The 23,951-nt window shown below is 72.6% G+C and carries 23 protein-coding genes; 8 read left to right on the forward strand and 15 right to left on the reverse strand.

Annotated elements, in window-relative coordinates; genetic code table 11:
• Positions 1-15 precede the first annotated feature (15 nt).
• A complete protein-coding gene (locus tag ACZ61C_RS07900; RefSeq protein ID WP_465304071.1) occupies positions 16-960 on the reverse strand; it encodes a LysR substrate-binding domain-containing protein in 945 nt (314 codons plus the stop codon).
• An 84-nt stretch (positions 961-1,044) separates the two neighbouring features.
• On the opposite strand from ACZ61C_RS07900, the gene ACZ61C_RS07905 reads away from it, so the two are divergent.
• Complete coding sequence (locus tag ACZ61C_RS07905) at positions 1,045-1,995, forward strand: MBL fold metallo-hydrolase (RefSeq protein WP_465304073.1); 951 nt, start codon at positions 1,045-1,047, stop codon at positions 1,993-1,995.
• Positions 1,996-2,051: 56 nt separating this feature from the next.
• On the opposite strand, the gene ACZ61C_RS07910 is transcribed toward ACZ61C_RS07905, so the two are convergent.
• The gene (locus ACZ61C_RS07910; protein WP_465304075.1) at positions 2,052-2,240 is read right to left on the reverse strand and encodes a DUF5302 domain-containing protein; all 189 of its coding nucleotides are present in this window, start codon (positions 2,238-2,240) and stop codon (positions 2,052-2,054) included.
• 74 nt (positions 2,241-2,314) lie between these two features.
• Entirely contained in the window at positions 2,315-3,271 is a 957-nt protein-coding gene (locus tag ACZ61C_RS07915; RefSeq protein ID WP_465304077.1) for a winged helix-turn-helix transcriptional regulator, read from the reverse strand.
• Between the two features lie 138 nt (positions 3,272-3,409).
• Here ACZ61C_RS07915 and ACZ61C_RS07920 point away from each other — a divergent pair, with 138 nt between their 5' ends.
• The 5 genes from ACZ61C_RS07920 to ACZ61C_RS07940 all read left to right on the forward strand — a co-directional run bounded on the left by ACZ61C_RS07920 (position 3,410) and on the right by ACZ61C_RS07940 (position 9,269).
• Complete coding sequence (locus ACZ61C_RS07920) at positions 3,410-4,882, forward strand: carotenoid oxygenase family protein (RefSeq protein ID WP_465304079.1); 1,473 nt, start codon at positions 3,410-3,412, stop codon at positions 4,880-4,882.
• Positions 4,883-4,956: 74 nt separating this feature from the next.
• Entirely contained in the window at positions 4,957-6,576 is a 1,620-nt protein-coding gene (locus tag ACZ61C_RS07925; protein ID WP_465304081.1) for a class I adenylate-forming enzyme family protein, read from the forward strand.
• Positions 6,577-6,580: 4 nt separating this feature from the next.
• Complete coding sequence (locus ACZ61C_RS07930; RefSeq protein ID WP_465304083.1) at positions 6,581-7,768, forward strand: acetyl-CoA acetyltransferase; 1,188 nt, start codon at positions 6,581-6,583, stop codon at positions 7,766-7,768.
• Positions 7,765-8,748 carry an LLM class F420-dependent oxidoreductase gene (locus ACZ61C_RS07935; RefSeq protein WP_465304085.1) on the forward strand — a complete coding sequence of 328 codons (984 nt, stop codon included), beginning with the start codon at positions 7,765-7,767 and terminating at the stop codon, positions 8,746-8,748. The genes ACZ61C_RS07930 and ACZ61C_RS07935 overlap by 4 nt, the downstream gene beginning before the upstream one ends.
• Before the next feature lie 2 nt (positions 8,749-8,750).
• Positions 8,751-9,269: a pyridoxamine 5'-phosphate oxidase family protein gene (locus tag ACZ61C_RS07940; protein ID WP_465304087.1), complete on the forward strand. Its 519-nt coding sequence runs from the start codon at positions 8,751-8,753 to the stop codon at positions 9,267-9,269.
• Here the strand turns inward: ACZ61C_RS07940 and ACZ61C_RS07945 are convergent.
• Positions 9,259-10,101, reverse strand: coding sequence for an SGNH/GDSL hydrolase family protein (locus ACZ61C_RS07945; RefSeq protein WP_465304232.1), 843 nt, complete (start codon positions 10,099-10,101; stop codon positions 9,259-9,261). The genes ACZ61C_RS07940 and ACZ61C_RS07945 overlap by 11 nt on opposite strands.
• A gap of 111 nt (positions 10,102-10,212) precedes the next feature.
• On the opposite strand from ACZ61C_RS07945, the gene ACZ61C_RS07950 reads away from it, so the two are divergent.
• On the forward strand, positions 10,213-11,454 hold the full coding sequence (locus ACZ61C_RS07950) for a PucR family transcriptional regulator (RefSeq protein WP_465304089.1): 1,242 nt from the start codon (positions 10,213-10,215) through the stop codon (positions 11,452-11,454).
• A 160-nt stretch (positions 11,455-11,614) separates the two neighbouring features.
• On the opposite strand, the gene ACZ61C_RS07955 is transcribed toward ACZ61C_RS07950, so the two are convergent.
• The gene (locus ACZ61C_RS07955) at positions 11,615-11,998 is read right to left on the reverse strand and encodes a hypothetical protein (protein ID WP_465304091.1); all 384 of its coding nucleotides are present in this window, start codon (positions 11,996-11,998) and stop codon (positions 11,615-11,617) included.
• Positions 11,999-12,078: 80 nt separating this feature from the next.
• Positions 12,079-12,945, reverse strand: coding sequence for an alpha/beta fold hydrolase (locus ACZ61C_RS07960; RefSeq protein ID WP_465304093.1), 867 nt, complete (start codon positions 12,943-12,945; stop codon positions 12,079-12,081).
• 67 nt (positions 12,946-13,012) lie between these two features.
• Here ACZ61C_RS07960 and ACZ61C_RS07965 point away from each other — a divergent pair, with 67 nt between their 5' ends.
• On the forward strand, positions 13,013-13,756 hold the full coding sequence (locus ACZ61C_RS07965; RefSeq protein ID WP_465304095.1) for a TetR/AcrR family transcriptional regulator: 744 nt from the start codon (positions 13,013-13,015) through the stop codon (positions 13,754-13,756).
• A 100-nt stretch (positions 13,757-13,856) separates the two neighbouring features.
• Here the strand turns inward: ACZ61C_RS07965 and ACZ61C_RS07970 are convergent, their stop codons facing one another.
• From ACZ61C_RS07970 to ACZ61C_RS08010, 9 genes are all read right to left on the reverse strand, one after another.
• A complete protein-coding gene (locus tag ACZ61C_RS07970; RefSeq protein ID WP_465304097.1) occupies positions 13,857-14,495 on the reverse strand; it encodes a TetR/AcrR family transcriptional regulator in 639 nt (212 codons plus the stop codon).
• A gap of 90 nt (positions 14,496-14,585) precedes the next feature.
• Positions 14,586-16,277, reverse strand: a complete 1,692-nt coding sequence (locus ACZ61C_RS07975; RefSeq protein WP_465304099.1) for a flavin monoamine oxidase family protein — start codon at positions 16,275-16,277, stop codon at positions 14,586-14,588.
• On the reverse strand, positions 16,274-17,029 hold the full coding sequence (locus ACZ61C_RS07980; RefSeq protein ID WP_465304101.1) for a carbon-nitrogen hydrolase family protein: 756 nt from the start codon (positions 17,027-17,029) through the stop codon (positions 16,274-16,276). Before ACZ61C_RS07980 ends, ACZ61C_RS07975 begins: the two co-directional genes overlap by 4 nt.
• A complete protein-coding gene (locus ACZ61C_RS07985) occupies positions 17,026-18,417 on the reverse strand; it encodes an amino acid permease (protein ID WP_465304103.1) in 1,392 nt (463 codons plus the stop codon). The genes ACZ61C_RS07980 and ACZ61C_RS07985 overlap by 4 nt, the downstream gene beginning before the upstream one ends.
• A 240-nt stretch (positions 18,418-18,657) precedes the next feature.
• Positions 18,658-19,947 carry a sensor histidine kinase gene (locus ACZ61C_RS07990; protein ID WP_465304105.1) on the reverse strand — a complete coding sequence of 430 codons (1,290 nt, stop codon included), beginning with the start codon at positions 19,945-19,947 and terminating at the stop codon, positions 18,658-18,660.
• 2 nt (positions 19,948-19,949) lie between these two features.
• Entirely contained in the window at positions 19,950-20,660 is a 711-nt protein-coding gene (locus tag ACZ61C_RS07995; protein WP_465304107.1) for a response regulator transcription factor, read from the reverse strand.
• Between the two features lie 33 nt (positions 20,661-20,693).
• A complete protein-coding gene (locus ACZ61C_RS08000; protein WP_465304109.1) occupies positions 20,694-21,506 on the reverse strand; it encodes a sugar phosphate isomerase/epimerase family protein in 813 nt (270 codons plus the stop codon).
• On the reverse strand, positions 21,506-22,639 hold the full coding sequence (locus tag ACZ61C_RS08005; protein ID WP_465304111.1) for a DUF993 family protein: 1,134 nt from the start codon (positions 22,637-22,639) through the stop codon (positions 21,506-21,508). The genes ACZ61C_RS08000 and ACZ61C_RS08005 overlap by 1 nt, the downstream gene beginning before the upstream one ends.
• A gap of 80 nt (positions 22,640-22,719) precedes the next feature.
• Complete coding sequence (locus tag ACZ61C_RS08010) at positions 22,720-23,760, reverse strand: LacI family DNA-binding transcriptional regulator (protein WP_465304113.1); 1,041 nt, start codon at positions 23,758-23,760, stop codon at positions 22,720-22,722.
• Between the last annotated feature and the right edge of the window lie 191 nt (positions 23,761-23,951).

A 23,951-nucleotide genomic window follows, 5' to 3' on the forward strand; every position in this document is an offset into this window, starting at 1 on the left:
GACCCCGGCCCGCCCTCAGCCGCGGTCGTAGAACACGTCCCACGGCCGCGCCCCACCCGGGTCCGGCGGCACGATCCGCGACACGCCGTCGTCGCGCAGGACCTCCGCCGCGATCTCCGCCAGCGCCGCCGCCTGCGGGTGCGGGCTCGACGACGGCCACGCGAACGCCGTCCTCGCGGGCAGCCGGTCCTCGAGCGGCCGCCACACCACGCGCGGCTCCTTGCGGGCCCTCGGCTCGAACGCGACGCCGTGCCCGGCGAGCACCAGGCCGAGCGCGAACTCCGGGTTGCGCGCGTGCCGGATCGTGGCCGGGCGGAAGCCGTGGTCCCAGCACGTGCGCAGCAGCGCGTCGTAGCTCCCGGGCGCCGCCGCGCGGGGTGCGTGCACCAGGCCTTCGCCCGCGAGGTCGGCCAGGGCCAGCGACGCGCGGCGCGCCAGCGGGGAGTCGCGGGGGAGGACCACGCCCAGCGGGGTGTCGATCGCGGGCCCGAGGTCAAGCCCGACGACGTCGACCGGCAGCTGCAGCAGCCCCGCGTCCAGCTCGCGGCCGGCCAGCAGCCGGGTCTGCTCGGCCGTCGTCAGCTCCTGGAGGTCGAGGCGGACGGCCGGATGGCGCTCGGCGAACGCCGTGAGGATCGCGGCGAGCACCCGCCCGGACAGCTCCGGCGGCACGCCCGCGCGCAGGGCGTCCAGCTCGCCGCGGTCGGCCTTCGCGACCAGCGCCGTCATGCGGTCCCAGCGGGAGAGCAGGTCCCGCGCTTCCGTGCGGAGCACTTCGCCGGCTTCGGTGAGCGTGACGCGGCGGCCGCGGTCGAACAGCTTCGCGCCCAGCTCGGCTTCGAGCCGCTTCACGCGCTGGCTCAACGGCGGCTGCGCGATGCCGAGCCGGTCGGCCGCGTGACCGAAGTGCAGTTCTTCGGCGACAACGAGGAAGTACCGCAGCGAACGGAGGTGGTCCACGCTGCGACGATACCTGTCCGCATATCGACATGCCGCCGTGCCGATCTTGGACAGCGCGGCGCGGTTCGTGGTCGGCTGCCCGGCATGGACACAGGATTCAGCAGGCGAGGGCTGTTCGGCGCGGGCGCGGTGGCGGCGACGGTCCTCGCGGGGGTGACGCCGGCGGCCGCGAGCCCCCGCGCGTCGCGGATGACCGTGCGGTGGTGGGGAAACAACGGCTGGGAGGTCCGCGTCCCGAGCGCGGACGGCGCCGGCACGAAGACCGTCCTCATCGACCCGTGGCTGACGCGCTTCAAGACCGGGACGTACACACCGGCGGGCGCGGACCCGAAAACCCCGCTGTCAGTGAACAAGACGCTCATCGACGGCCACCTCGACCGCGGCGAGCTGCGCGCGGACCACATCCTGGTGACCCACGGCCACTACGACCACCTCACCGACGTCCCCTACCTGGCCAAACGCACCGGCGCGACGGTCATCGGCACCGAGACCCATTTGAGTCTCATGGCGGCCCTGGGTGCCCCGGAGGACCAGCTGGCGATCGCGAGCGGCGGTGAGGACCTGACGTTCGACGGCTACTCGATCCGGATCCTGAGGTCCCTGCACTCGGCGACGGGCGAGCGCGCGCGGGTGCCGTTCCCGGGCTCGCGCCCGCTGTCGCGCCGCGACCGGCCGAAGGTGATCGAGGACCTGGTGGAGGGCGGCACGCTGGCGTACGCGGTCACCGGCGGCGGCGCCACGCTGCTGGACTTCGGCGGCTCCAACTACGTCGAGTCCGAGCTGGCGGGCCTGCGCCCGGACGTCGTGTGCGTGCCGGCGGGCGGCGCGAAGGTGACGCAGTACGTGCCGAGGCTGCTGCGTACGCTGGGCAACCCGAGGTACGTGGCTGCGACCCACTGGGACGACTTCGACCTGCCGCTCGGCCAGGCGAAGGACCCGAACGGCGGCCTGGAGGTGCTGCGCAAGGCGGTCGCGGCGGCGAGCCCGGCCAGCCAGTTCGTGGCGCTCGACCATCTGGGCTCGTTCACGCCCTGAACACGGTGAAGGCCCCCACCGCGCGCGGTGGGGGCCTTCACGGGCTCGGCCGGGGCTCAGCCGCTCTTGCGGCGGAACGTCCGCTTGTTGGCCGCCGGGCCGTGGGCGTGCTGGTTCTTGCCGCCGGCGTTCTCGTGGGACGCGCCCGAGCGGGCGTGCGCCTGCTTGCGCTCCAGCGCCTCCCGGAACTTGCGCTTGACGTCGTCCTCCTCCTCGCCGCTGGGCGAGGGATTCGGTTCACTCATGGTTACCTCCGGGACTGACGACGTGTGACCGCTCCAGCCTGGCAGTGGCCGGGCCGCTTGGCGAGTCGATTACGTCACCGCTTCGGTGTGGGCACTCCGCCGAACTGCACCGACTGGCGCGTCAGCGGACGGCCGCAGTGGTCGCACAGCAGGATCGGCCGCAGCCGGTTGCCGCACTCGACGTGGTTCAGCGTGATGTCCGGCTCCTGGCCGGTCACCTCGAACCCGCGCGACCACTCCGCGATGAACGCCAGCGCCGGGAAGAACGCCAGCCCCTTCGCCGTCATCCGGTAGTCGCGGGCGTCGGTGCGGGTCTTCGCCGTGCCGGTGCGCAGCACGCCGACCTCGACGAGCTTGCTCAGCCGCGCCGACAGCACGCTCGGCCCGATCCCCAGCTCACGCTCGAACTCCGAGAAGTGGTGGCAGCCGAGCAGCGCCGACACCAGCAGTCCCGTCGACCACCGGTCGCCGAGCAGCTCCATCGTGTCGGGGAAGAACATCATCGGGTCGCCGGCCAGCGACTCCGCGTCCTTGCGGCGGAAGCGCTTGGACGCCGTCGCGGCGGCGACACCGGTGCTGTCCAGCCGGGTGGCCCGCACGTCACGGGCGTCGACCCGGCGGCCGCAGGCGCCGCAGCCGAGGGGCGCTGATGTAGCCAGCTCGCAGTCGAGGTGGACGAGCGTCGGCAGCACCTCACGGCGGCCTTCGACCCACTCGCGTTCCCAGGCCCAGATCGAAATCAGCAGCGGCCACAGCTCCAGGCCGCGCTCGGTGAGCCGGTACTCGTGCCGCGTGCGCCGCGCGTCGCGGTAGGGCACGCGCGTGAGCATGCCCGCTTCCACCATGTCCCGCAGCCGCCCGGACAACGCCGTCGGCGAGATGCCCAGCCGCAGCCGCAGCTCCTCGTACCGCCGGAAGCGCAGGAAAAGGCTTTGCAGGATGAGCAGCGTCCACTGGTCGCCGACCAGTTCGAGTGCTCTCCGGAGCGGATCCCCCGCGGGCCGCATGCGTTGGGCAGTCGCCTCGGTCACCGTAATTCCCCCTGTCCAAGAACGGCCTCAGCGTACACCTGGCTACAGCAAAAGAAGCCTATTGACACCTGACTACACAAATCATAGTCTCATCCCCATCAGCCAGCGCGGTGAGCCCGACATCCAGGGAGAAGCCCGATGACCAGCACCTCCGAACAGCCGCTGATGGTGGCCCGGACGGCGGACACCGGCGAGGCGAACCCCTACCTGCTCGGCGTGTACGCCCCGGTCGACACCGAGATCGACGCGGAAGACCTGCAGGTCATCGGCGAAATCCCGAAGGACCTCAACGGCGTCTACCTGCGCAACGGCCCCAACCCGCGGTTCGCCCCGGAAGGCCGCTACCACTGGTTCGACGGCGACGGCATGATCCACGCCGTCCACCTGGAGAACGGCAAGGCGCGCTACCGCAACCGCTGGGTCCGCACGAAGGCCTTCGAGGCCGAGTCCGAAGCCGGCAAGGGCCTCTGGACCGGCGTCATGGAGAACCCGAAAGGCAACCCCTTCGGCAACCACCACGGCCTGGGCCTCAAGGACAACGCCAACACCGACGTCGTCTTCCACCGCGGCCGGATCCTCGCGACCTGGTACCTGTGCGGCTCGCCGTACGGCATCGACCCGCTCTCGCTCGAGACGCTCGGCGCCGAAGACTTCCTCGGCACGCTGGTCGGCGACATGATGGCCCACCCCAAGGTGGACGAGGCCACCGGCGAGCTCTTCTGGTTCGACTACGGCCCGCGCCCGCCGTACCTGCGCTACGGCGTCATCAGCGCGGACGGCCAGGTCGTGACCACCACCGAGATCGAGCTGCCCGGCCCGCGCCTGCCGCACGACATGGCCATCACCGAGCACCACGCGGTGCTGATGGACCTGCCGCTGGTCCAGGACCTCGAGGCGGCCAAGCTCGGCCGCCACAAGCTGCACTTCGACCGCTCGATGCCGAGCCGCTTCGGCGTCATGCCACGCTACGGAGACGGTAGCCAGATCAAGTGGTTCGAAGCTAGCCCGTGCTACATCTACCACGTCGTCAACGCCTGGGAAGAGGGCGAAGAGGTCGTCCTCGACGTCTGCCGCGTGCGCAAGCCCGCCCCGCGGGCCGACGCGCACACGCCGCTCGCGAAGATGCTCTCCTACCTGCGCCTCGACGCCCAGCTGCACCGCTACCGCTTCAACCTGCGGACCGGCGTGTGCCGCGAGGCCCCGCTCGACGACGACAACACCGAGTTCCCGACCGTCGACTCCCGTGGGGTCGGCGCCCGGAACCGGTACTCCTACGCGGTGCACATCTCGCCCGAGTCGACGCTGAAGTTCGACGGGCTCGTGCGCTACGACAATCTTGCCGGCTCCAAGACCGAATACCGGTTCGGTCCCGGCCGGTGGGGCAGTGAGGCCCCGTTCGCACCCCGCGACGGAGCAGCCGCCGATTCGGCGGACGGTTATCTGGTGACGTTCGTGCAGGACGAGCGTGAGGGACGCTCGGAACTGGACATCTTCGACGCCGCCGATCTCGCTGCCGGACCCGTGGCCAGGGTCCTGTTGCCCCAGCGTGTCCCGCTCGGTTTTCACGCGACCTGGGTCCGGGCGGACCAGCTGGAAAACCTCCGTTCATGAGATGCCATCGAGAGGGTCGCGCCCGGGACTTCCGGACGCGGGGATGGTGGAGTGCGGAGACGATCGACCGGCTCGTGAAGGAGCGGGTCAGTGCCGACCCGGAGGGTCTCGCGCTGGTCGATCCACCGAACACCACCGCACTGGTCGGACGCGACCCGGTGCGGTGGACCTGGAACCGGCTCGACGAACGTGTCGACGTCCTGGCCGCGTTCCTGCTCGCCAGAGGGGTGCGAGCAGGTGACGTCGTGGCCGTGCAGCTGCCGAACTGCTCGGCCCTGGTCCAGGCGTTCCTCGCGATCGTGCGGATCGGCGCGGTTGTCACCCCGTTCCCGGTGTCCTACCGGGAGCACGAGACGGGCCCGATGTGCCGGCGCACCGGGGCTGTCGGGGTGGTCACCGCATCCAGATACGGCGAGCACCCGCTCGCCGGGGCGGCCCTTGGGCTCATCGGCGCTACGGCGCCGTCGGTCCGGTTCGTCGTCGCCCGGGGGGACGACGAACCGGCCGGCGCCCTGGCCTGGCCCGAAGACCCACTGTCCGAAGCGGACCAATCCACTTTGGACGACTATCTGTCCACACTCGACACCGACGTCAACGACTGCGTGACGATCTGCTGGACGTCCGGCACCGAAGCCGAACCGAAGGCTGTCCCGCGCTGTCACGGCGACTGGCTCGCGACGGCGGGCGGCTGCGTCCAGGCCGCGGGGATCACCCGTGACGACGTCCTGCTCTCGCCGTTCCCCATGACGAACATGGCCGGCATCGGCGGGATGTTCCTGCCCTGGCTGCTGACCGGCGCGGTGTTCGTGCCGCACCACCCGTTCGACCTGCCGGTGTTCCTCGGCCAGCTCGCGGCCGAGCACGTGACGTACACCCTCGCGCCACCCGCGTTGCTGACCATGTTGCTGCACAACGAGAAGATCCTGTCCGGAGTGGACATTTCGAGCGTCCGGAAGATCGGGTCCGGCTCGGCGCCGCTCTCGCCGTGGCTCGTGCGGACCTGGGCGGAGCGCCACGGGATCGACCTCATCAACTTCTTCGGCTCCAACGAAGGCACCGCGCTGCTGTCCGGTCCCGTCGACATCCCGGACCCGGACCAGCGCGCGAGCTACTTCCCGAACTACGCCTCCGGCGTCACCTGGTCGACGCCCGTCGCCGGCTGGACCTCGGTGCGGCTGCACGACCCGGTCACCGGCGAGCGCGTGACCGAACCCGGGCGCCCCGGCGAGCTGCACATCGCCGGGCCGACGGTGTTCGCCGGCTACCTGACGTCGATCGGCGAGCTGCTGGACACGTCGTCGTTCGACTCCGGCGGGCACTTCCGCACCGGCGACGTCTTCGAGATCGCCGGCGACCGCGGGGAGTTCCTGAAGTACGTCGACCGCGCCAAGGACCTGGTCATCCGCGGGGGGATGAACATCTCGCCCGCCGAGGTCGAGGGCCTGCTGGCCGGGCACCCGGACGTCGCCGACGTCGGGGTGGTCGGGGTGCCCGACGACGTCATGGGTGAGCGCGTGTGCGCGGTGGTCGTGCCCGGCGACCGCAAGCCGTCGCTGGAGGACCTGGTCGAGTACCTGCGGGAGAAGAAAGTGGCCGCGTTCAAGCTCCCGGAACGGCTCGAGTACGCGGATTCCTTGCCCCGCAACCCCGTCGGGAAGATCCTGAAGCGGCAGCTGCGGGAAAGTCTGGAGTGAAACGATGACGGTGTTCGTGCTGGGCGGGGCGCAGACCGACTTCGCGCGCAACTACACGAAGGAAGGCAGCGGGATCCTCGAGCTGTTCGCCGAGGTGGTCCCGGCCGCCCTCGCCGACGCCGGGGTGACCGCCGCGGACGTCGGGGTCGCGCACGTCGGCAACCTCGCGGCGGAGCTGTTCACCGGGCAGGCGCAATTGGGCGGGCTGCTGGTGGCGGCGGTGCCCGAGCTGGACGGCGTCCCGTCGACCCGGCACGAGGCCGCGTGCGCGTCCGGCAGCACGGCGGTCCTGGCCGCCTGCGCCGACCTGGAGTCCGGCCGTTACGACCTGGCGCTGGTCGTCGGGGTCGAGCTGATGCGCAATGTCGACGGGCAGCGGGCCGCCGAGCACCTCGGGTCGGCCGCCTGGGCCGGGCACGAAGCCGTCGGCGCGAAGTTCCCGTGGCCCGCGCTCTTCGCCGACGTCGCCGATGCCTACGACGAGCGGTACGGGCTCGACTCCGAGCACCTCGGGCAGTTCGCTTCGCACGCTTTCGACCGCGCGGCACGGAATCCGCTCGCCCAGGCCCGGGACTGGCGGTTCCCGGCCGGCGCGTTCGGGCCCGACGACGAGCTGAACCCGGTCATCGAAGGGCGCCTGCGCAAGCAGGACTGCGGCCGGATCACCGACGGCGCCGCGGCGGTCCTGCTGGCCTCGCCGCGGTTCGCCGAACGGCTCGGCGGCGGCTTCCCGCGCATCGCGGGCTTCGGGCACCGCACCTCGCACCTCGGCCTGGCCGAGAAGATCGCGTCCGGTGGCGAGTACCTGTTCCCGCACCTGCGCGGCGCGGTCGTCGACGCCTACGAGCGCGCGGGCGTGGCCGGGCCGGACGCGCTCGACGTCGTCGAGCTGCACGACTGCTTCACGATCACCGGGCTCGTCGCGCTGGAGCACCTCGGCGCCGCCCCGCCCGGCGACGGCGGCAAGTTCATCACCGACGGCGGCCTCGAGACCGCCGGGATCAACCCCGGCGGCGGCCTGATCGGCCTCGGCCACCCGGTCGGCGCGACGGGTGTCCGCATGCTGCACGACGTCGCGCGGCAGGTGACGGGGAAAGCGGGCGAAACGCAGGTCGAGGGCGCGCGGACGGCGTTGACGCTGAACGTCGGCGGCTCGTTCACCACGGTCGTCACGCTGGTGGTCACCGCATGAGGCTTTCGGTGTCGCTGGGGCTCTGGCAGGACCGCCCGCCGGAGGAGGCCCTGGAAACCGCGCGCGCCGCCGAGGCCGCCGGGTACGAGGAGCTGTGGATCGGCGAGATGGCGACGTGGGACGCGTTCGCGCTGGGAACCGCGATCGGCGCGGCGACTTCGTCGCTCTCGCTGACCTTCGGGCCGCTCGCGGTGACCGTCCGGGACCCGGCGACGATCGCGATGGGCGTCGCGTCGGTCGCGGCGCTGACCGGCCGGACGACCGGCGTCGCGCTCGGGACGTCCAGTGACGTCGTGGTGCGGGGCTGGCACGGCCGGTCCCGTTCGCGGGCGGCCACCGCGCTGGAGGAGTCGGCGATCGCCGTGCGGCAGCTGGTCTCCGGGGAGAAGTCCACTGTGGACGGATCGGTGGTCGGGTCCCGGGGGTACCGGTTGCGGCTGGCCGCGCCGAAGTCGCCACTGACGATCGCGGCGTTCGGCCCGCGCGCCCTCGACGTCGCCGCGCGGCACGCCGACCGCATGGTGGTCAACCTGGTCAGCCCGGCCGCGGCCGGCGAGCTGGTGCGCGGTCTCCGGGAGGCGGCCGCGCGGGCGGGCACCGCACCGCCGCCGGTGGCCGCGTGGGTCGTCGGCGCGGTGGACCCGGGCCCGGCCGAGCTCGACCAGCTGCGTCGCGGCGTCGTCGGGTACCTCGCGGCGCCCGGCTACGGCGAGATGTTCCGCGCGGCGGGGTTCGGCGACCTGGTCGACTTCGCACGCACGCGGCCGCACCCGCGTGAGCTGCTGGCTGCCGTGCCGGAGGCGGCGATTGCCACCGTGGGCCTGCTGGGCTCGCCCGCGGAGATCGCCGCGAAGGCGCGGGAGTACGCGGAAGCGGGGATCGACGAGCTGGCGATCGTGCCCGCCACCAGCGACAACGACCCCGGCGGGAAGAAGACTCTCGCCGCGTGTCGATCCGCCGTCGGCCCGTTCGACGCGTAGGCATGACTGAGCCGACAAAAACCAAGAACCTCGACCAGAACGGGAACGCGGCACTGCCGTGGAGCCGGGCGCGCGACCTCCTCGCGACCCAGACCCCCAAGGAGGACCTGACGTTCTTCGTCGGGACCGTCCGCCCCGACGGCCGGCCGCACGCCGCCGGCGTCGGCGCGATCTGGGTCGACGACACCCTGTACTTCGTGAGCGGGGCCGGCACGCGCCGGGCCCGCAACCTCGCGGCGAACCCGGCGTGCAGCGTCTCGGTGCGCCTGAACGGCCTCGACCTCACCATGGAAGGCGAGGCCGAGCACGTCACCGACCCCGTCACCCTCGAGCGGGTGGCGGCCGTCTACCGCGACGGCGGCTGGCCCGCGACGGTCGAAAACGGCGGCTACAACGCGTCGTTCATGGCACCGAGCGCCGGACCCGCGCCGTGGCTGCTGTACCGGCTCGTGCTCACCCGGGCGATCGGGGTCGCCTCCGCCGAGCCGCACGGCGCGAGCCGCTGGGACTTCAGCCGCTGACCGCCCCGGCCACCAGCGCGCCGATGGCCCGCATGCCGTCGGCGTTCGGGTGCAACGGCGCCGCGACCGACGTCGGGATCACGCTCTCGAACCACTTGACGCCCGGCAGTTTGCAGACGTTGTGCCCGATCGACGCCGTTCGGACGTCGACGAAGTGCGCGTTGTGCGCGGCGGCCTGCCGGGCGAGGGCGGCGTTGGTCTTGTCGATGCTGCCCTGGATGTAGTTGGCGTCGCGCGGGGTCAGCGGCGCGACCGGCCAGCACCCGTTGCGCGGCAGGTAGGTGCCGTACCCGGCGACGAAGACCGCGGCGTTCGGCGCGTGCGCGTGGATCGCGTCCAGCAGCGCGCCCCACGTCGGTTCGAACGCGGCGATCTTCTCGGCCAGCTGGTCGTGCCCGCCGGCGGTGTAACGGTCGACGCAGTCGGGGGTGATGCCGGGCAGGAGGGTGATGCAGCTGGTCGCGGCGCCGACCAGGCCGACGTCGTTGCCGCCGATCGTCACCGTCACGGTCTTCGTGCTCGCGCCGAGCGCGTCCAGCTGCGGCGGGACCGCGCCGGTCTCCGTCGACTGCGGCGCGTACATGTCCGCGGTCGTCGCGCCCGAGCACGTGACGTCCTTGAGCGGCAGGCCGAGCCTCTTCGCCGCGACGTGCGGGTAGTTCACGAGCGAGCGGAGGCAGCCCGGGGACGAGAGGTCCGGGGGCAGGATCAGCGGACCGGCGGCGGCCGAGTCCCCGAGTGCCACGTACTCCCCGGCGGTGCTCGCCGCCGCCGTGCCCGCCGTCGTGACCAGGGCCGCGACCAGGATCGTGATGAACGCCGTTGTCCTCACTCGCACGCCGTCCTCCTTGACGTTGTGCTTACGGTTGGTTTCCGTGACACCATCGGCACCCAGCGTGCCCGGATTGACTGGGAGTCCGGGCAGAGAACGGGGGGATCGGTTGTGACGGAGCACAAGCCCGGCGGCGACCTCACCCTCGGCGGGCAGCGGGTGCACGAGCGGCTCACCCGGGAGGAGCCCGAGCTGATCGCCCGCGTGCTGGCGCGCATCCAGGGTGAGGTCGCGGACTACCGGCGGATGCCGGTCGAGGAGCTCGCCGGCGACATCGCGCGCATCACGCAGCAGGCGGTGCGCGCGTTCGCCCGGAGCCTGCGCGAAGACCGTGAGCTCAACAGCGCCGAGCTGCAGCAGATCGGCGCGTCCGCGGTGCGCCGGGCCGAGGAGGGTTTTCCGCTGGAGGCGGTGCTGACCGCGTACCACCTCGGCGCGCGGGAGATCTTCACCGTCGGCTCGGCGGACGCGGGCAGCGCGGACGTCGCCGACCTCCTGGACGTCGCGGACCGCGTGCTCGCGTTTGTCGGCACGGTCGCCGGCGCCGTCACGCGGGGATACCTGGAGGAGCTGCGCACCAAGGTGGGCCAGGAGCACACCGCGCGGCGCACCCTGCTGTCGGTGCTCGTCGACGGCGGTCAGGTCGACGTCGTCGCGCGCAGTGCGGGGATCACGCTGCCGGCGCGATACCTCGTGCTGAGCGTCGAGCTCGGGCCGCACGCCGACGAGGCGTCACCGGGCGTGGACGCGGAGATCGCGGTCCGTCGCAAGCTCCGCCGGTTTCTCGCGGCGTTCGAGCAGGCGTGCGGTGACGGCGTTCTGGCGTCGCTGGACGGCCCGGGCGGGTTGGTCCTGCTGCCGCTCGGCGGCCGGCTGTCGTCGCTGCCGGAGTGGCGGGCGCTGCTGGCCGCGGCGGGCCGCGCGGCGGACGTGGAGGTGCTGGCCGCGGCGGAAACCGCGGAGCCGTCCGACGTCCGTGAAGTAACGGTCCGGACGGCCGAGGTGCTGGAGGTGCTGCGCTGGTCGGGCCGCCCGCCAGGGCTCTACCGCCTCGACGACGTCCTGCTCGAGTACCAGCTGACCCGCCCGGGCGCGGCCCGCGACCGGCTGGCCGCGGTGCTGGAGCCGCTGGACGCGCACCCCGAGCTCGTCGAGACGCTCGCGGCGTACCTCGAACTGGACACGAACCGCCGCCGCACGGCGACGAAGCTGCACGTCCACCCCAACACGGTCGACTACCGCCTCCGCCGCGTCCGCGACCTCACCGGCATCGACCCCCTCCACCCGGCGGGCCTCCCGCGCATCATCGCGGCCCTCGCGGCCCGCCGGGCCTCGGCCCCTCGCGCCACCTGACGTGTCGTCCGTTCGATCACGCGTGTCGACCTCCTGATCACGCGAGTTCCGCCTTCAATCACGCGAGTTCCGGCTCCGATCACGCGAGTTCGGTTTACCGGAACGGCGAACTCGCGTGTCTGGAGGGTCGACACGCGTGATCGGAGGGTCGACACGGTGGTCAGGTCGCCGTGCCGACCGGGGTGCGGGACGCGACTTCCGCCGGAAGCCGAGGTGCGGGGACCCGCACCGCAACCGGAGCCCGGCTGACCACCGCCGCGACCGAACCCACCGCGAAAGCCGCGCCGAACACAAGAGCCGCGACGCCGGAAGCCGCGGAAAACGTCAGCTCGCCGGCGCGGCCCAGGACAAAACCGTCGTGCAGCGCCCAAGCCACCACCGCCACCCCAGCGGCAGCGAAGGCCGACGTCCGGAACGCCGCCGCCAGCACGACCACGCCCAGCGTGACCAGTGAGTACCACGGAGCCGGCCCGGCCAGGGCCGCCAGGACCACCGCCACCACCGCCGCGACGCAGCCGATCGGGAACCCGAAACCACCACTCATGCGTCCAGCAGAGCCCGGCCGGCAGCCAAAAACATGACCCAGGACACATTCCCTACACCCGGACCCCGGATCTTGACGCGCTATTGACCCGTCACGCGCCCGATCGCGTCGGCGATCCGGGGCCAGACCGCGCGCGGCAGGTTGTGGCCCATGCCCGGCACCACGACCAGCTCCGCGCCCGGGATCGCCGCCGCCGTCGCCTTGCCGCCACTGACGTTGATCAGCGGGTCGGCGTCGCCGTGCACGACCATCACCGGCAGCCGCACGTCACGCAGCCGCGACGTGCGGTCGCCCGACGCCATCACCGCCGCCGCGTGGCGCAGCGTGCCGACCGGGTGGCGGGCGCGGTCGAAGTGCAGGGTCGCCTTGGCCAGCAGGAACGCCTCGTCGTCCGGGTAACCGGGGGAGCCGAGGCTCCGGTAGCCCTCGACGCTGTCGGCGAGCGCCTGCTCGCGGGTCGTCGCGGGCGGGCGCGTCAGCACGGCCAGCGCCCACGGCTCGGCCTGCCCGACCGACGGGTCGCCGGTGGTCGACATGATCGAGGTGACCGAAAGCAGCCGGTCCGGGTGCTCGATGGCCAGCTGCTGGACGATCATCCCGCCCATCGACGCGCCGACGACGTGCGCGCGGCCGATGCCGAGCGCGTCGAACAGCCCGATGGCGTCGCGGGCCATGTCCGACAGCGTGTACGGCGCCGTCGTCAGGTCGCCGGCCGCCAAAGCGGCCAGATCCGGCGCCGGGAGGTCGTCGAGCCACGTCGAGAGCCCGACGTCCCGGTTGTCGTAGCGCACCACGAAGAACCCGCGGGCGGCGAGCAGCTCGCAGAAACCGTCCTCCCAGGTGATCATCTGGGCGCCCAGGCCCATCACCAGGACCAGCGGCGGCCGGTCCGGATCGCCGAACGTGTCGTACTCGAGCTCGAGACCGTTGGCCTGTGCGCGTGCCATGCCCCGATCTTGCCGTACCCGTGCGGAGCTGGCACCGGAACGGCCCGTGCGGTTACCGTTACCCCCCATGCCGACCTCATCCTCGGGCACCGGACAGCGCCCCCGGTCACGGGCCGCCGCGGGTCTGCCGGCGCTCACGGCCGACCGGATCGTCAGCGCGGCGACGACCCTCACCGGCGAACGCGGCCTCGACAACTGGACGCTGCGGGAGCTCGCCCGCTCGGTCGAGGCCTATCCGGCGGTGATCTACCACCACGTCGGTGACCGGGACGCGGTGGTGAACGCCGTGGTCGACCGGGTGGTCGGCCTGCTGAAGCTGCCCGACGGCGAGCTGCCGTGGCAGGAGTGGTTCACCGAGCTGCTGGCGAACCTGCGTGCGGTTCTGCGCGCCTACCCGGGCTGCGCGAGACGCCTCGCGTTGTTCGGCCCGTCCGTCGAGGCGGCGACGCGCAGCATCGACGCCGGCGTCGGGGTGCTGTTGAAGGCCGGCTTCGGCCGCGAGAGCCCGATGGCCTACAACCTGCTGCTGATGACCGCGTGCCAGTTCGTCGCGATGGAGGACGACCGCGACGGCGCGCTCGCGCTGCGGATCGACAACACCGAGGCGTACGCGGCCTACCGCCGGCGCGACGACCTGCCGGGGATGGCCGAGCTGGGCTCGGCGATGCACGACCTGATGGGCGATCCCGACCTCGCCGCGGGCTATTACGCGCAGCTCTACGACTACGCCGTCCGGCGGTGTCTCGACGGGCTCGCCTGCCGGCTGGACGAACTGCGCGAATCGGACGGCGAGGGGTTGACAGCGACTTGACAGTGCTCCGGCGTACCGTGAGCGTGCGTCGGTGGTTCGTCCATCGACCCGGAGCCCCTGGCGCCCTCCTCCCCCTCGTGGCGCCGGGGGCTTCGGTCTTTCACGCCTCGGTGCGTGGCGGCTCCTGCTGAATCGCCGGGAAGATCTCGCCGACCAGCGTCACCAGCGACTTGGACAGCAGCAGGTGCACCTGCTCGCGGGTCAGCGACCCGCGCACGAGCCACTCCCGGCCCGCCGCCTTCACCATCCCGCCGAACGCGCGCACGAGCGCGTTCAGCTCGGGGCCGTGCTCGCTCTCCCGGGACAGCCCGACGGCTTCCAGCACGCGGTCGGCGGACTCCCGGTCGGCCTCCTCGAGGATCCGCTCCACCTCGAGGTCGCGGCCGATGCCCTCGGGCGCGATCGCGGCCAGCCACATCCGCTCCTGGCTGGTGACCATGTCGAGGAACCATTCGATGGCGACGTCGGCCCGCAGTTCCAGCGGCCCGTCCGGCAGGATTTCGACGGCCAGCCGCGGCACGGTCAGCGCGCGCCGGATGATTTCCAGGTACAGCTCGCGTTTGGTGCCGAAGTAGTGGTTGATCAGCCCGCGCGCGACACCGGCCGCGGCCGCGATGTCCGAAGTGGACACTTCGGAGTAGGGCCGGTCACCGAACAGCCGCGCCGCGCAAGCGTAGATCTGTTCCCTCCGCTCGTCCGGTTCCAGTCTTCGCCATCTCGGCGCCGGCTCGGTGTTCATCCTCCCATCGTCGCATGAGCCGTTGCGCCGGGCAGTTCAGCGCGCGCGATGCCGATCGCGCGGTGCCCGGTTACCACGAAAGGGGCACGGTCAGTCCGGCAGCGTGATCGGCGCGATGTCGGCGAACCCGTCACCGGGGCCCGGGTTCGCGCCGTGCGTTTCACCGCCGAAGTGGTGCAGGACGCCCCACACCGCGTTCAGCGCCGTCTGGACCGCGCCTTCGGCCCAGCCCGCCGTCCACGAGATGTCGTCACCCGCCAGGAACAGCCCGCGGTAGCGGGACGGCAGCGAATCCTGCATGAAGTGGGTGAAGAGCCGGTGCTGGTAGCGGTAGTGCCCGGGCAGGTTCGCCTTGAACGCGCCCATGAAGTGCGGTTCCGCCTCCCACGACACGGTCACCGGGTCACCGGTGATGTGCCGCCGCACGTCGACGCCGGGGTAGATCTCGCGCAGCGACTGCAGCATCACCTCGACCCGCTCGCCCACGGTGAGCGGCAGCCACTTCAGCGAGTCGTCGGCCCAGGTGTAGGACAGGCAGATCACCGCGGGCCGGTCCGGGTCGTCGCCGAGCAGGTAGGTGCCGCGCGGCATCCGGTCGGTGAGCGTCATGCTCATCGTGTCGCGGCCGGTCGCCGGGTCGGGGTCGAGCCAGAACGGCCGGTCGACCGGCACGAACACCTTCGACGACTCCATGTAGTGCGTGCGCTCGATCGCGGTCCAGTGGTCGATCGGGAAGAGCGCTTCGTCGCATTCGATCTTCGACAGCAGCATCCAGCTCTGCGCGGTGAACACGGCCGCCGGGAACGTCCGGATGTGCCCGTCGGTGTCGGTCACCGTGATGTTGTTCGGCGCGGTCCGGTGCAGCCGCGCGACTCCGGGGCGGGGCCGCCCGCCGTGCAGCGTGCTCAGGCTCGTGCCGGCGGGCCAGAAAGCGATTTCGGCGGGTGTGTGCTCCCACAGCCGTTGCGGCAGCTGCTGGCTCCCGCCGACGATGCTGCGGTGCTCGTCGTCGGCGCCGGTGTAGACCACGCGCAGGATTTCCAGGATGGAGTTGGGGAAGTCGGTGTCCCAGCCGCCGGTGCCGAAGCCGACCTGGCCGAAGATCTCGCGGTGGCGGAAGGAGGCGAACGCGGGGGAGGCGCACAGGAAGCCGTAGAACGTCTGGTCGTCCAGCCGCGGGACGAGCTCGTTCCACAGCCGCTTGATCGTCTTGGCGTCCCGGTCGCGGATCGCGGTCTGCATCTCGGCGAACGACGCGTGCTCGGCCAGCGTCCGGTCCCAGGCCGCGGCGACGTCACGGAAGACCTCCGGCAGCTCGGCCGGCGTGCGCGCGTAATGGCTCTGTCCCTTGAGGTCGACCACCGTGCTCGGCGTCTCCGGCGCCAGCGGGTTCGGGAACGGCGTGGTCGCCAGCCCGACCTTGTCGATGTAGTGGTACAGCGCGGTCGACGCGGGCGGGAAGCGCATCGCGCCCATCTCGGCGACGACGTCGTCCGGGCAGCCGGGGAAGTGCACACTCCGCAGCCGGCCGCCGATTTCGGCGATTTCGTAGACCACCGGCCGCAGGCCGAGCTTCATCAGCTCGTACGCGGTGACGATGCCGGAGAGGCCACCGCCGATCACGGCGACCTCGGTGCCGTGCCGGCCGGCGGGCAGCGCGCCCAGCCCGGCCGGGTGCGCGAGGTAGTCGTCGTAGGCGAACGGGAAGTCGGGGCCGAACATCGTGATCGGGCGGCCCGCCGGTTCGTCGTGGTGGATCGCGGTGGGCAGGGCGGAGGTCATGCGGTGGTTCCCCGGTACAGGTCGGGCCGTCGGTCGGCCAGGTGGGTGTTTTCCGCTCGTGACGCGAGCAGCGCGGCACGGTCGACGTCGGCGGTGAGCAGCTCGGGCCCGGCGCCGGCGCGCGCCAGCACTTCGCCGGTCGGCGCGACGACGCAGGAGCGTCCGCAGTACGTCAGCTCCTGCTCGGTGTCACAGCGGTTCGCGTAGGCGACGAACAGCTGGCTTTCGTAGGCCCGCGCGGGCACCAGCGTGTCGGCGACGAGGTGGTACGGGCTCATCAGCGCGGTCGGCACGACGAGCAGCTCGGTGCCGGCGAGCGCGTGCGCGCGGACCAGCTCCGGGAACTCGACGTCGTAGCAGATCAGCAGCCCGGCCCGGACGCCGCCGAGGTCGGCCTGCACCACGGCTTCGGCGCCGGGGGTGAACCACGCCTTGTCGAGGTCGCCGAACAGGTGCGTCTTGCGATAGTTCGCGAGCCGCCGCCCGGTGTTGCCGACGAGCTGGACGCTGTTGTAGACGTCGCCGCCGTCGAGCTCGGGGTAGCCGTAGGCCAGCGCGGTGCCGGTTTCCTTGGCCAGCTGGGACATTCGCGCCGCGGTGGGGCCGTCGGCGGGCTCGGCGAGCTCACGCGTGCGCGCGCCGATGTGGTAGCCGGTGGTGATCATCTCGGCGGCGACGACGAGGTCGGCGCCCGACGCGGCGACGGCGCGGGGGAGGTCCGTGACCGGTCCCTGGTGGATCGCGACCTTCATGCCAGCTTCGACCTCCGGATGCCGTAACCGAAGTAGATCACCAGGCCGAGCGCCATCCAGCCGCCGAAGACGACCCAGGTGGCGCCGTCGAGGCTGAGCATCATGTAGCCGCAGCAGAGAACGCCCAGGATCGGCGTGACCGGCGAGAACGGCACGCGGAACGAGCGCGGCCGGTCGGGCTGGCGGCGGCGCAGCAGCAGGACGGCGACGTTGACCAGGCCGAACGCGAAGAGCGTCCCGATGCTGGTGGCGTCGGCCAGCTTCCCGAGCGGGATGAACGCGGCGAGGGCGGCGACGAAGCCGGACACCACCAGGGTGTTGACCCGCGGGGAGCCGGTCTTCTCGTCCACTTTGGACAGCACGCCCGGGACCAGGCCGTCGCGGGACATCGCGAACAGGATGCGCGTCTGTCCGTAGAGGACGGTCAGCACCACGCTGGAGATGGCCACGATCGCGCCGACGGCGAGCAGCCCGGCCCAGAACGGGTTGTCCGACACGACCCCGAGCACGTGCGAGAGCGCGGCCTCCTGGCCGTCGAACTGCTGCCACGGCAGCGCGCCGACCGCGGCGACGGCGACCAGGCAGTACAGCACCGTGACGATGCCGAGGGAGAGCAGGATCGCCCGCGGCAGGTCGCGCTGCGGGTTCTTCGCCTCCTCGCCGGCGGTCGACGCGGCGTCGAACCCGATGTAGGAGAAGAACAGCTTGGCGCCGCCGGCGCTCAGCCCGGCCAGCCCCAGCGGCAGGAACGGTGTGAAGTTCTTCGCCTTGACCGCGGTGAAGGCGATCGCGCAGAACAGCACCAGCGTGCCGATCTTGACCACGACCATGATCGTGTTGGCCCGTGCGCTTTCCTTCGCGCCGGACAGCAGCAGGAGCATCGCGAGCAGCACGACGAGGATCGCGGGCACGTTGACGACCCCGCCGGAGCCCGGCGGCTGGCTGAGCGCGTCCGGGATGGCGAAGCCGAAGGCCAGCCGCAGCAGCTCGTTGAGGTACTGCCCCCAGCCGACGGCCACCGACGCCACCGAGACGCCGTACTCGAGCACCAGGCACCAGCCGCAGACCCAGGCGACCAGCTCGCCGAGGGTGGCGTACGCGTAGGAGTACGACGAGCCGGACAGCGGGATCATGCCGGCGAGCTCGGCGTAGGAGAGTGCCGAGAACAGCGCGGTGACGCCGGCGAGCACGAACGAGAGCACCACGGCCGGGCCCGCCACCGGGACGGCCTCGCCGAGCACGACGAAGATGCCGCTTCCGAGCGTCGCGCCAATGCTGAGCGTGGTGAGCTGCCCGAGGCCGAGCGACCGCTTCAACGTGCCATGATCACCTTCGGCGACGAGGTCGGCGACCGGTTTCCGCCGCACCGTCGCGGCTCGCAGAGTCATGCCGACGACCGTATCTGCCGCCGTGGCCGCAGATAACAGGGGAACATTGCGCAAAAAGATGAATCACAGGTGATTCATTGCACAACACGAGCGAATCATGGCGAATCGTTCCGCCCGCCCCGACCCGCCACTTTCGCCGTGAAAGTGATGCGGAGAGCCTCCCTCCACATCACTTTCACGGCGAAAGTGATGTGGAGATTGTAACTCCGGATAGCTTTCACGTGAAAGCTCCGGGGTGGGTCAGGGGGCGGGGGGTGGGTCGGCGGTGGGGAGGAGGAGGGTGAACGTCGGCGGGTGGGGGCGGCTCAGGCGGAGCCGGCCGCCTTCGGCCTCGGCCAGGCTGCGGGCCAGCCGCAGGCCGATGCCGTGCCCGGTCGCCGCGGCCGCGAACGGGTCGGTTTCGCCCAGGTCGGGACCCTCGTCGGCGACGTCGATGGCCAGCGCGTCGCCGGCGTCGCGGGCCACCACCGTGACCGCGCCGCGCCCGTGCGTCGCCGCGTTGTCCAGCAGCACCCCGAGCACCTGGCGGACCGCCGCGGCCGCCACCCGGGCCGGCGGCGGGTCGTCGCGGGTGATCCGCAGTGCGCGTCCGTGCGGCTCCAGCAGCGCCTCGCCGGCCTGCCGGATCTCCTCCAGGAGCGCGTCGAGGTCGACCTCGGCCCGCGGCGCCCGGCGTTCCCGGCCGAGGGCCAGGAGGTCCTCGATGGTGCGTTCCAGCCGGTCGGCGGACGCGATCCCGGCGCGGATCGCCGCGTGCGGGTCGGCCCCCGGCGTCTGCAAGGCCGCTTCGAGCTGCAGGCGCAGCCCGGTCAGCGGGGTCCGCAGCTGGTGCGACGCCTCCGCGGAGAACGCGCGTTCCCGTTCCAGGGTCTCGCCGATCCGGGCCGCAGTCGCGGCCAGCGCCTCGCCGACCCGGTCGATCTCGGCGATCCCGGCCCGCGGACCGCGCGCGGTGAAGTCGCCGTCGCCGAGCTGCTCGGCCGCGCAGACGAGCTCGTCCAGCGGCCGGACCAGCCGCGTGGTCAGCCGCCGGGCCATCAGCAGGCTCGCCCCGACCGCCGCGACGGCCAGTCCGGCCATGCCGAGCCAGGTCAGCCCGATCCGCAGCGTCAGGTCGGACGTCGGCAGCGCGGCGCGGACCACCCCGGTGGTGCGGGCCCCGCTGAGCACCGGGACGGCCAGCACCAGCTCGTCGTTCTCACGGCCGGTGACGACGTCAGTCGTGGCGCTCGCCGCCTGCCGCTCGAGGGCGCCGGCGACGGCGGGTCCGTGCCCGGCGAGCAGCCGCCCGTCCGGGGAGTAGATCCCGACGTCACCCTCGGCCTCGTCGCCGGGCGGGGGCGCCTGCGGCGGCAGCCCGGCGTTCAGCTCGTGGGACACGGCCAGCGCGGCGGCGTCGGCGGCCCGCTCGAGGTCGGACATCGTGTCGTCGCGGTAGTACTTCATCACCGCGAAACCCAGCGGCAGCGCGAACAGCACGGTGGCGACCAGGGCGGCGAGCACCGTCAGCGAGATGATCCGGCGGCGCACGCCTACCCCTCGGCGAGGGTCCGGGTCGGGTCCTCCAGCCGGTAGCCGTGCCCGCGCAGGGTGGCGATCCGCGGCACCTCGGTCCCCGGCCCGGCCGCCGACGCGAGCTTCCGGCGGACGGCGGCGATGTGGACGTCGAGCGTCTTCGTCGAGCCGTACCAGTGCGCGTCCCAGACCTCGGCCATCAGCGTCTCGCGGCTGACCGCGACCCCGGGCTGCTCGGCCAGCCGGGCCAGCAGGTCGAACTCCTTGGCGCGCAGCACGACTTCGTGCCCACCCAGGGTGGCGCGACGGCCCGCGATGTCGACGGTCAGCTCCCCGATGGTCACCGGCGGCCGGGCGCCGGCCGGCGCGCCGCGGCGCAGGTGCGCCCGCACCCGGGCCAGCAGCTCGCCGAGGCGGATCGGCTTGGTGAGGTAGTCGTCGGCCCCGGCGTCGAGGCCGACGACGACGTCCATCTCCTCCTGCCGCGCGGTGAGGATGACCAGGACGGTGGCGGGCAGCGCGGCCCGCAGCCGGCGGCAGACGTCGACGCCGTCCAGGTCGGGCAGGCCGAGGTCGAGCAGCACGAGGTCGAACTCACCGGCTTCCGCGGCCTGCAGGGCGGTCCGCCCGTCACGCCGCCAGCACACCTGGTGACCGTGCAGCCGCAGGGTCGATTCGAGCACGCTGCCGATCGCCGCGTCGTCTTCCACCACCAGCAGGTTCGGCATGCGCGGAGCCTACGTTCCCCGTCGCCGAGACGCTCAGGCCACGTGCCGCTCGAACGCCGCGACGGTTTCGGCGAGCACCTCCGCCCCCGGGCGGGCCCACAGGCCCGCGTTGAACACCTCGACCTCGATCGGCCCGGTGTACCCGGCGGCTTCGACGTGTTCACGCAGGTGGCGGTGGTCGATCGGGCCGTCGCCGGGCAGCGCGCGGCCCAGCAGCGGGTCGGGCAGCGGCACGAGCACGTCGCACACGTGGAAGCCGGCGATCCGGCCGGCCGCGGCGGCGATCGACGTCTCGATCCGCGGGTCCCACCAGACGTGGAACTCGTCGACGATCACGCCGACCTGCCCGGCGGGGTGCTCGGCGGCGATCGCCAGCGCCTGCTCCACAGTGGACAGCACCGACCGGTCCGCGCACTGCATCGGGTGCAGCGGCTCCAGGCCCAGCCGCACCCCGCGCTCGCCGGCGTAGGGCGCGAGCTCACCCACGGCGTCCGCGACCCGCTGCCGCGACGCCGCCAGGTCGCCGCCCGCGATCCCGCCGACGACCAGCACGAGGACCCCGGCGCCGAGCGCGGCGGCTTCGTCGATCGCCTCCCGGGTCTGCGCCACACCGTCCACAGGGGACCCCTCCGGCGTCACGCCGGTGAAGAACCCACCGCGGCACAACGACGAAACCCGCACCCCGTGCTCCTTCAGCAGCCGCGCGGCCTCGTCGACGCCGGTTTCGGCGACCTTGTCCCGCCACAGCCCGATCCAGCCGACGCCGGCGGCCGCGCACCCGGCCACCGCTTCGGGCAGCGACCAGGCCTTGGTGGTGATCTGGTTGAGGCTGAACCGCGGGTCCATCAGCCGACCCCCGCCGCCTGCAGCAGCGGTCGCATCCGCGCCTCGGCCCGCTCGGCGTCGGCGAGCACCCCGGCCTCGTCGGCCAGCCGCAGCAGCGTCGCGAGATGGGTGATCGTGCGCGCGGACTCGCTCCCGGCGAGCATCCGGAAGTGCTCTTGATGACCGTTCAAGTAGGCGAGGAAGACCACGCCGGTCTTGTAGTGCCGGGTCGGCGCGCGGAAGATCTCGCGCGCCAGCGCGACGGTCGGGTCGAGCAGGGCGTGGAAGCCGGCGCGGTCGCCGTCGTCCAGCCGGCGCAGCCCGGCCGCGGCGACCGGCGCGATCGGGTCGAAGACGCCGAGCAGGGCCTCGCTGTGCCCCCGCTCGTCACCCGCGATGAGCTCCGGGTAGTGGAAGTCGTCCCCGGTGTAACACGCGACGCCGTCCGGCAGCGCCCGCCGGAACTCCGTCTCGACGTCGGCGTCGAGCACCGAAACCTTCACCCCGGCCACGGTGCCGGCGTGCTCGGCGCACAGCGCGGCCAGCTCGCGGGCCGCGGCGCGGACGTCGCCGTGGCCCCAGTAACCGGCCAGCGCGGGGTCGAACTGCTCGCCCAGCCAGTGCAGCAGGATCGGGCCGCCCGCTTCGGACAGGAGTTTCCCGTAGGTCGCGTGGTAGTCCTCGGGGCCCGCGGCGGCCGCGGCCAGTGCCCGGCTGGCCATCACGACCGGGACCGCGCCCGCGCCGCCGACCAGGTCGAGCTGCTCGCGCCAGGCGTCCACAATGGACGCGAGGCCGGCCGGCCCGGCCGGCAGCTGGTCGGTGCCGACCCCGGCGCACCACCGGCGCCCGGCGGCGGCCGCGCCGGTGCGGGTGACCAGCTCCCGCGTCGTGGCCCAGTCGAGGCCCATGCCGCGTTGCGCGGTGTCCATCGCCTCCGCGACGCCGAGCCCGCACGCCCAGAGGTGCTCGCGGAAGGCCAGCGTGGTGTCCCAGTCCACGGCGTCCGGCTCGTCGGCCAGCGCGTCGGCGACGACGTGCGCGGCGGCGTAGGCGATCCGCGACGACGGTGGCGCGCCCGCCGGCTCGGGGGGTGGTGGGCCGGACGGCGCCCAGTTCGCGAGCCCGCCGCCGGGGACCGGGAGCAGGAGCATCGGAAACCTCCGCAAGTCAGAAAGCGCTTTCTGAATCCCACGGTAGGGCCTGCGCCAGGACGCGACAAGGCCCGACCGGGTCAGCGCTTGGGACGCGCGGTGCTCTCCCGCAGGACGACCTCGCCGGAGAGCCGGACCGTCCGCGCCCGGGTGCCGCCGGCGCCCTTGATCGCCAGGTCCATCGCGCGTTCGCCCAGCTCTTCCAGCGGCAGCCGCACGGTGGTCAGCGCCGGGGCCAGGTCACGGACCACCGGGATGTCGTCGAAGCCGGCCACCGAGATGTCGCCGGGCACGGACAGGCCCTCCTCGCGCAACGCCGTCAGCGCGCCGATCGCCATCACGTCGGTGACGGCGAAGACGCAGGTCGGCAGCTTCCGCTTGCGGCCGGCGAGCAGCCGCTTCGTCGCCTCGTAACCGCCGTCGCGGGTGAAGGCCGCCTCGACGACGTCTTCCTCACGCAGGGTGATGCCGTGCTCGGCGAGCCCGTCGCTGAAGCCGGCCAGCCGGTCGATGACCGTGCTGAGCCGGCGCGGCCCGGCGAGCACCGCGAACCGCTTGTGCCCCAGCCCGGCCAGCGCCTTCGCCAGCGCCGCGGCGCCGCCCTTGTTGTCCGGCTGCACGGTGTCGATCTTGAGCCCGCGGTGCCGGCTGACCGCCGCCACCTGCCCGCCGCCCCGGCGGTAGGGCTCGAGCTCGGCGGCCATCGCGCGTTCCCACGTCCGGTCCTCGAACGCCGAGCCGATCAGCAGGATCGCCGCGGCCCGCTGCGCGCGCAGCGTCGAGACGTACGCGACCTCGCGGTCCGGATCGCGGAACGTCCCGGCGAGCATCACCAGCAGCCCGTTGTCGGTGGCCACGCGCATCACCCCGCCGGCGATCGCGGCGAAGTAGGGGTCGCTGACGTCGTGGCAGATCACGCCGACCGTGCGGTGCGTGCCGCCCGCGAGGGCCTGCGCGTGCGCGTTCGGGGCGTAGGCCAGCTCGGCCGCGGCGGCGGAAACCCGTTCCCGCAGGTCGGCGCGGACGGACGCGGTGCCGTTGAGCACCCGCGACGCCGTTGCGAGGGAGACGTTCGCGCTGCGTGCCACGTCTTCCAGTGTCACGTGCGGCCGGGCCTTCATGGCTGGCTCCTCCAAGGGTCGGTCTCGGTGTCCGCGTGCTCGGTCGGTGCAATCTACTGGGCGGGGGGTGGGCGGGGAGAAGCCGCTGGCCGGGGGACCCGACCCGTTCGAGTGAATCGACGGAAGATCGGCGGTGTCGCGTGCGTTGCAAACAAGGAGAACGTTCAAGTAGTGGGTACGCCACTGCGGAT

This window comes from Amycolatopsis sp. NPDC104587 (genome assembly GCF_055583645.1).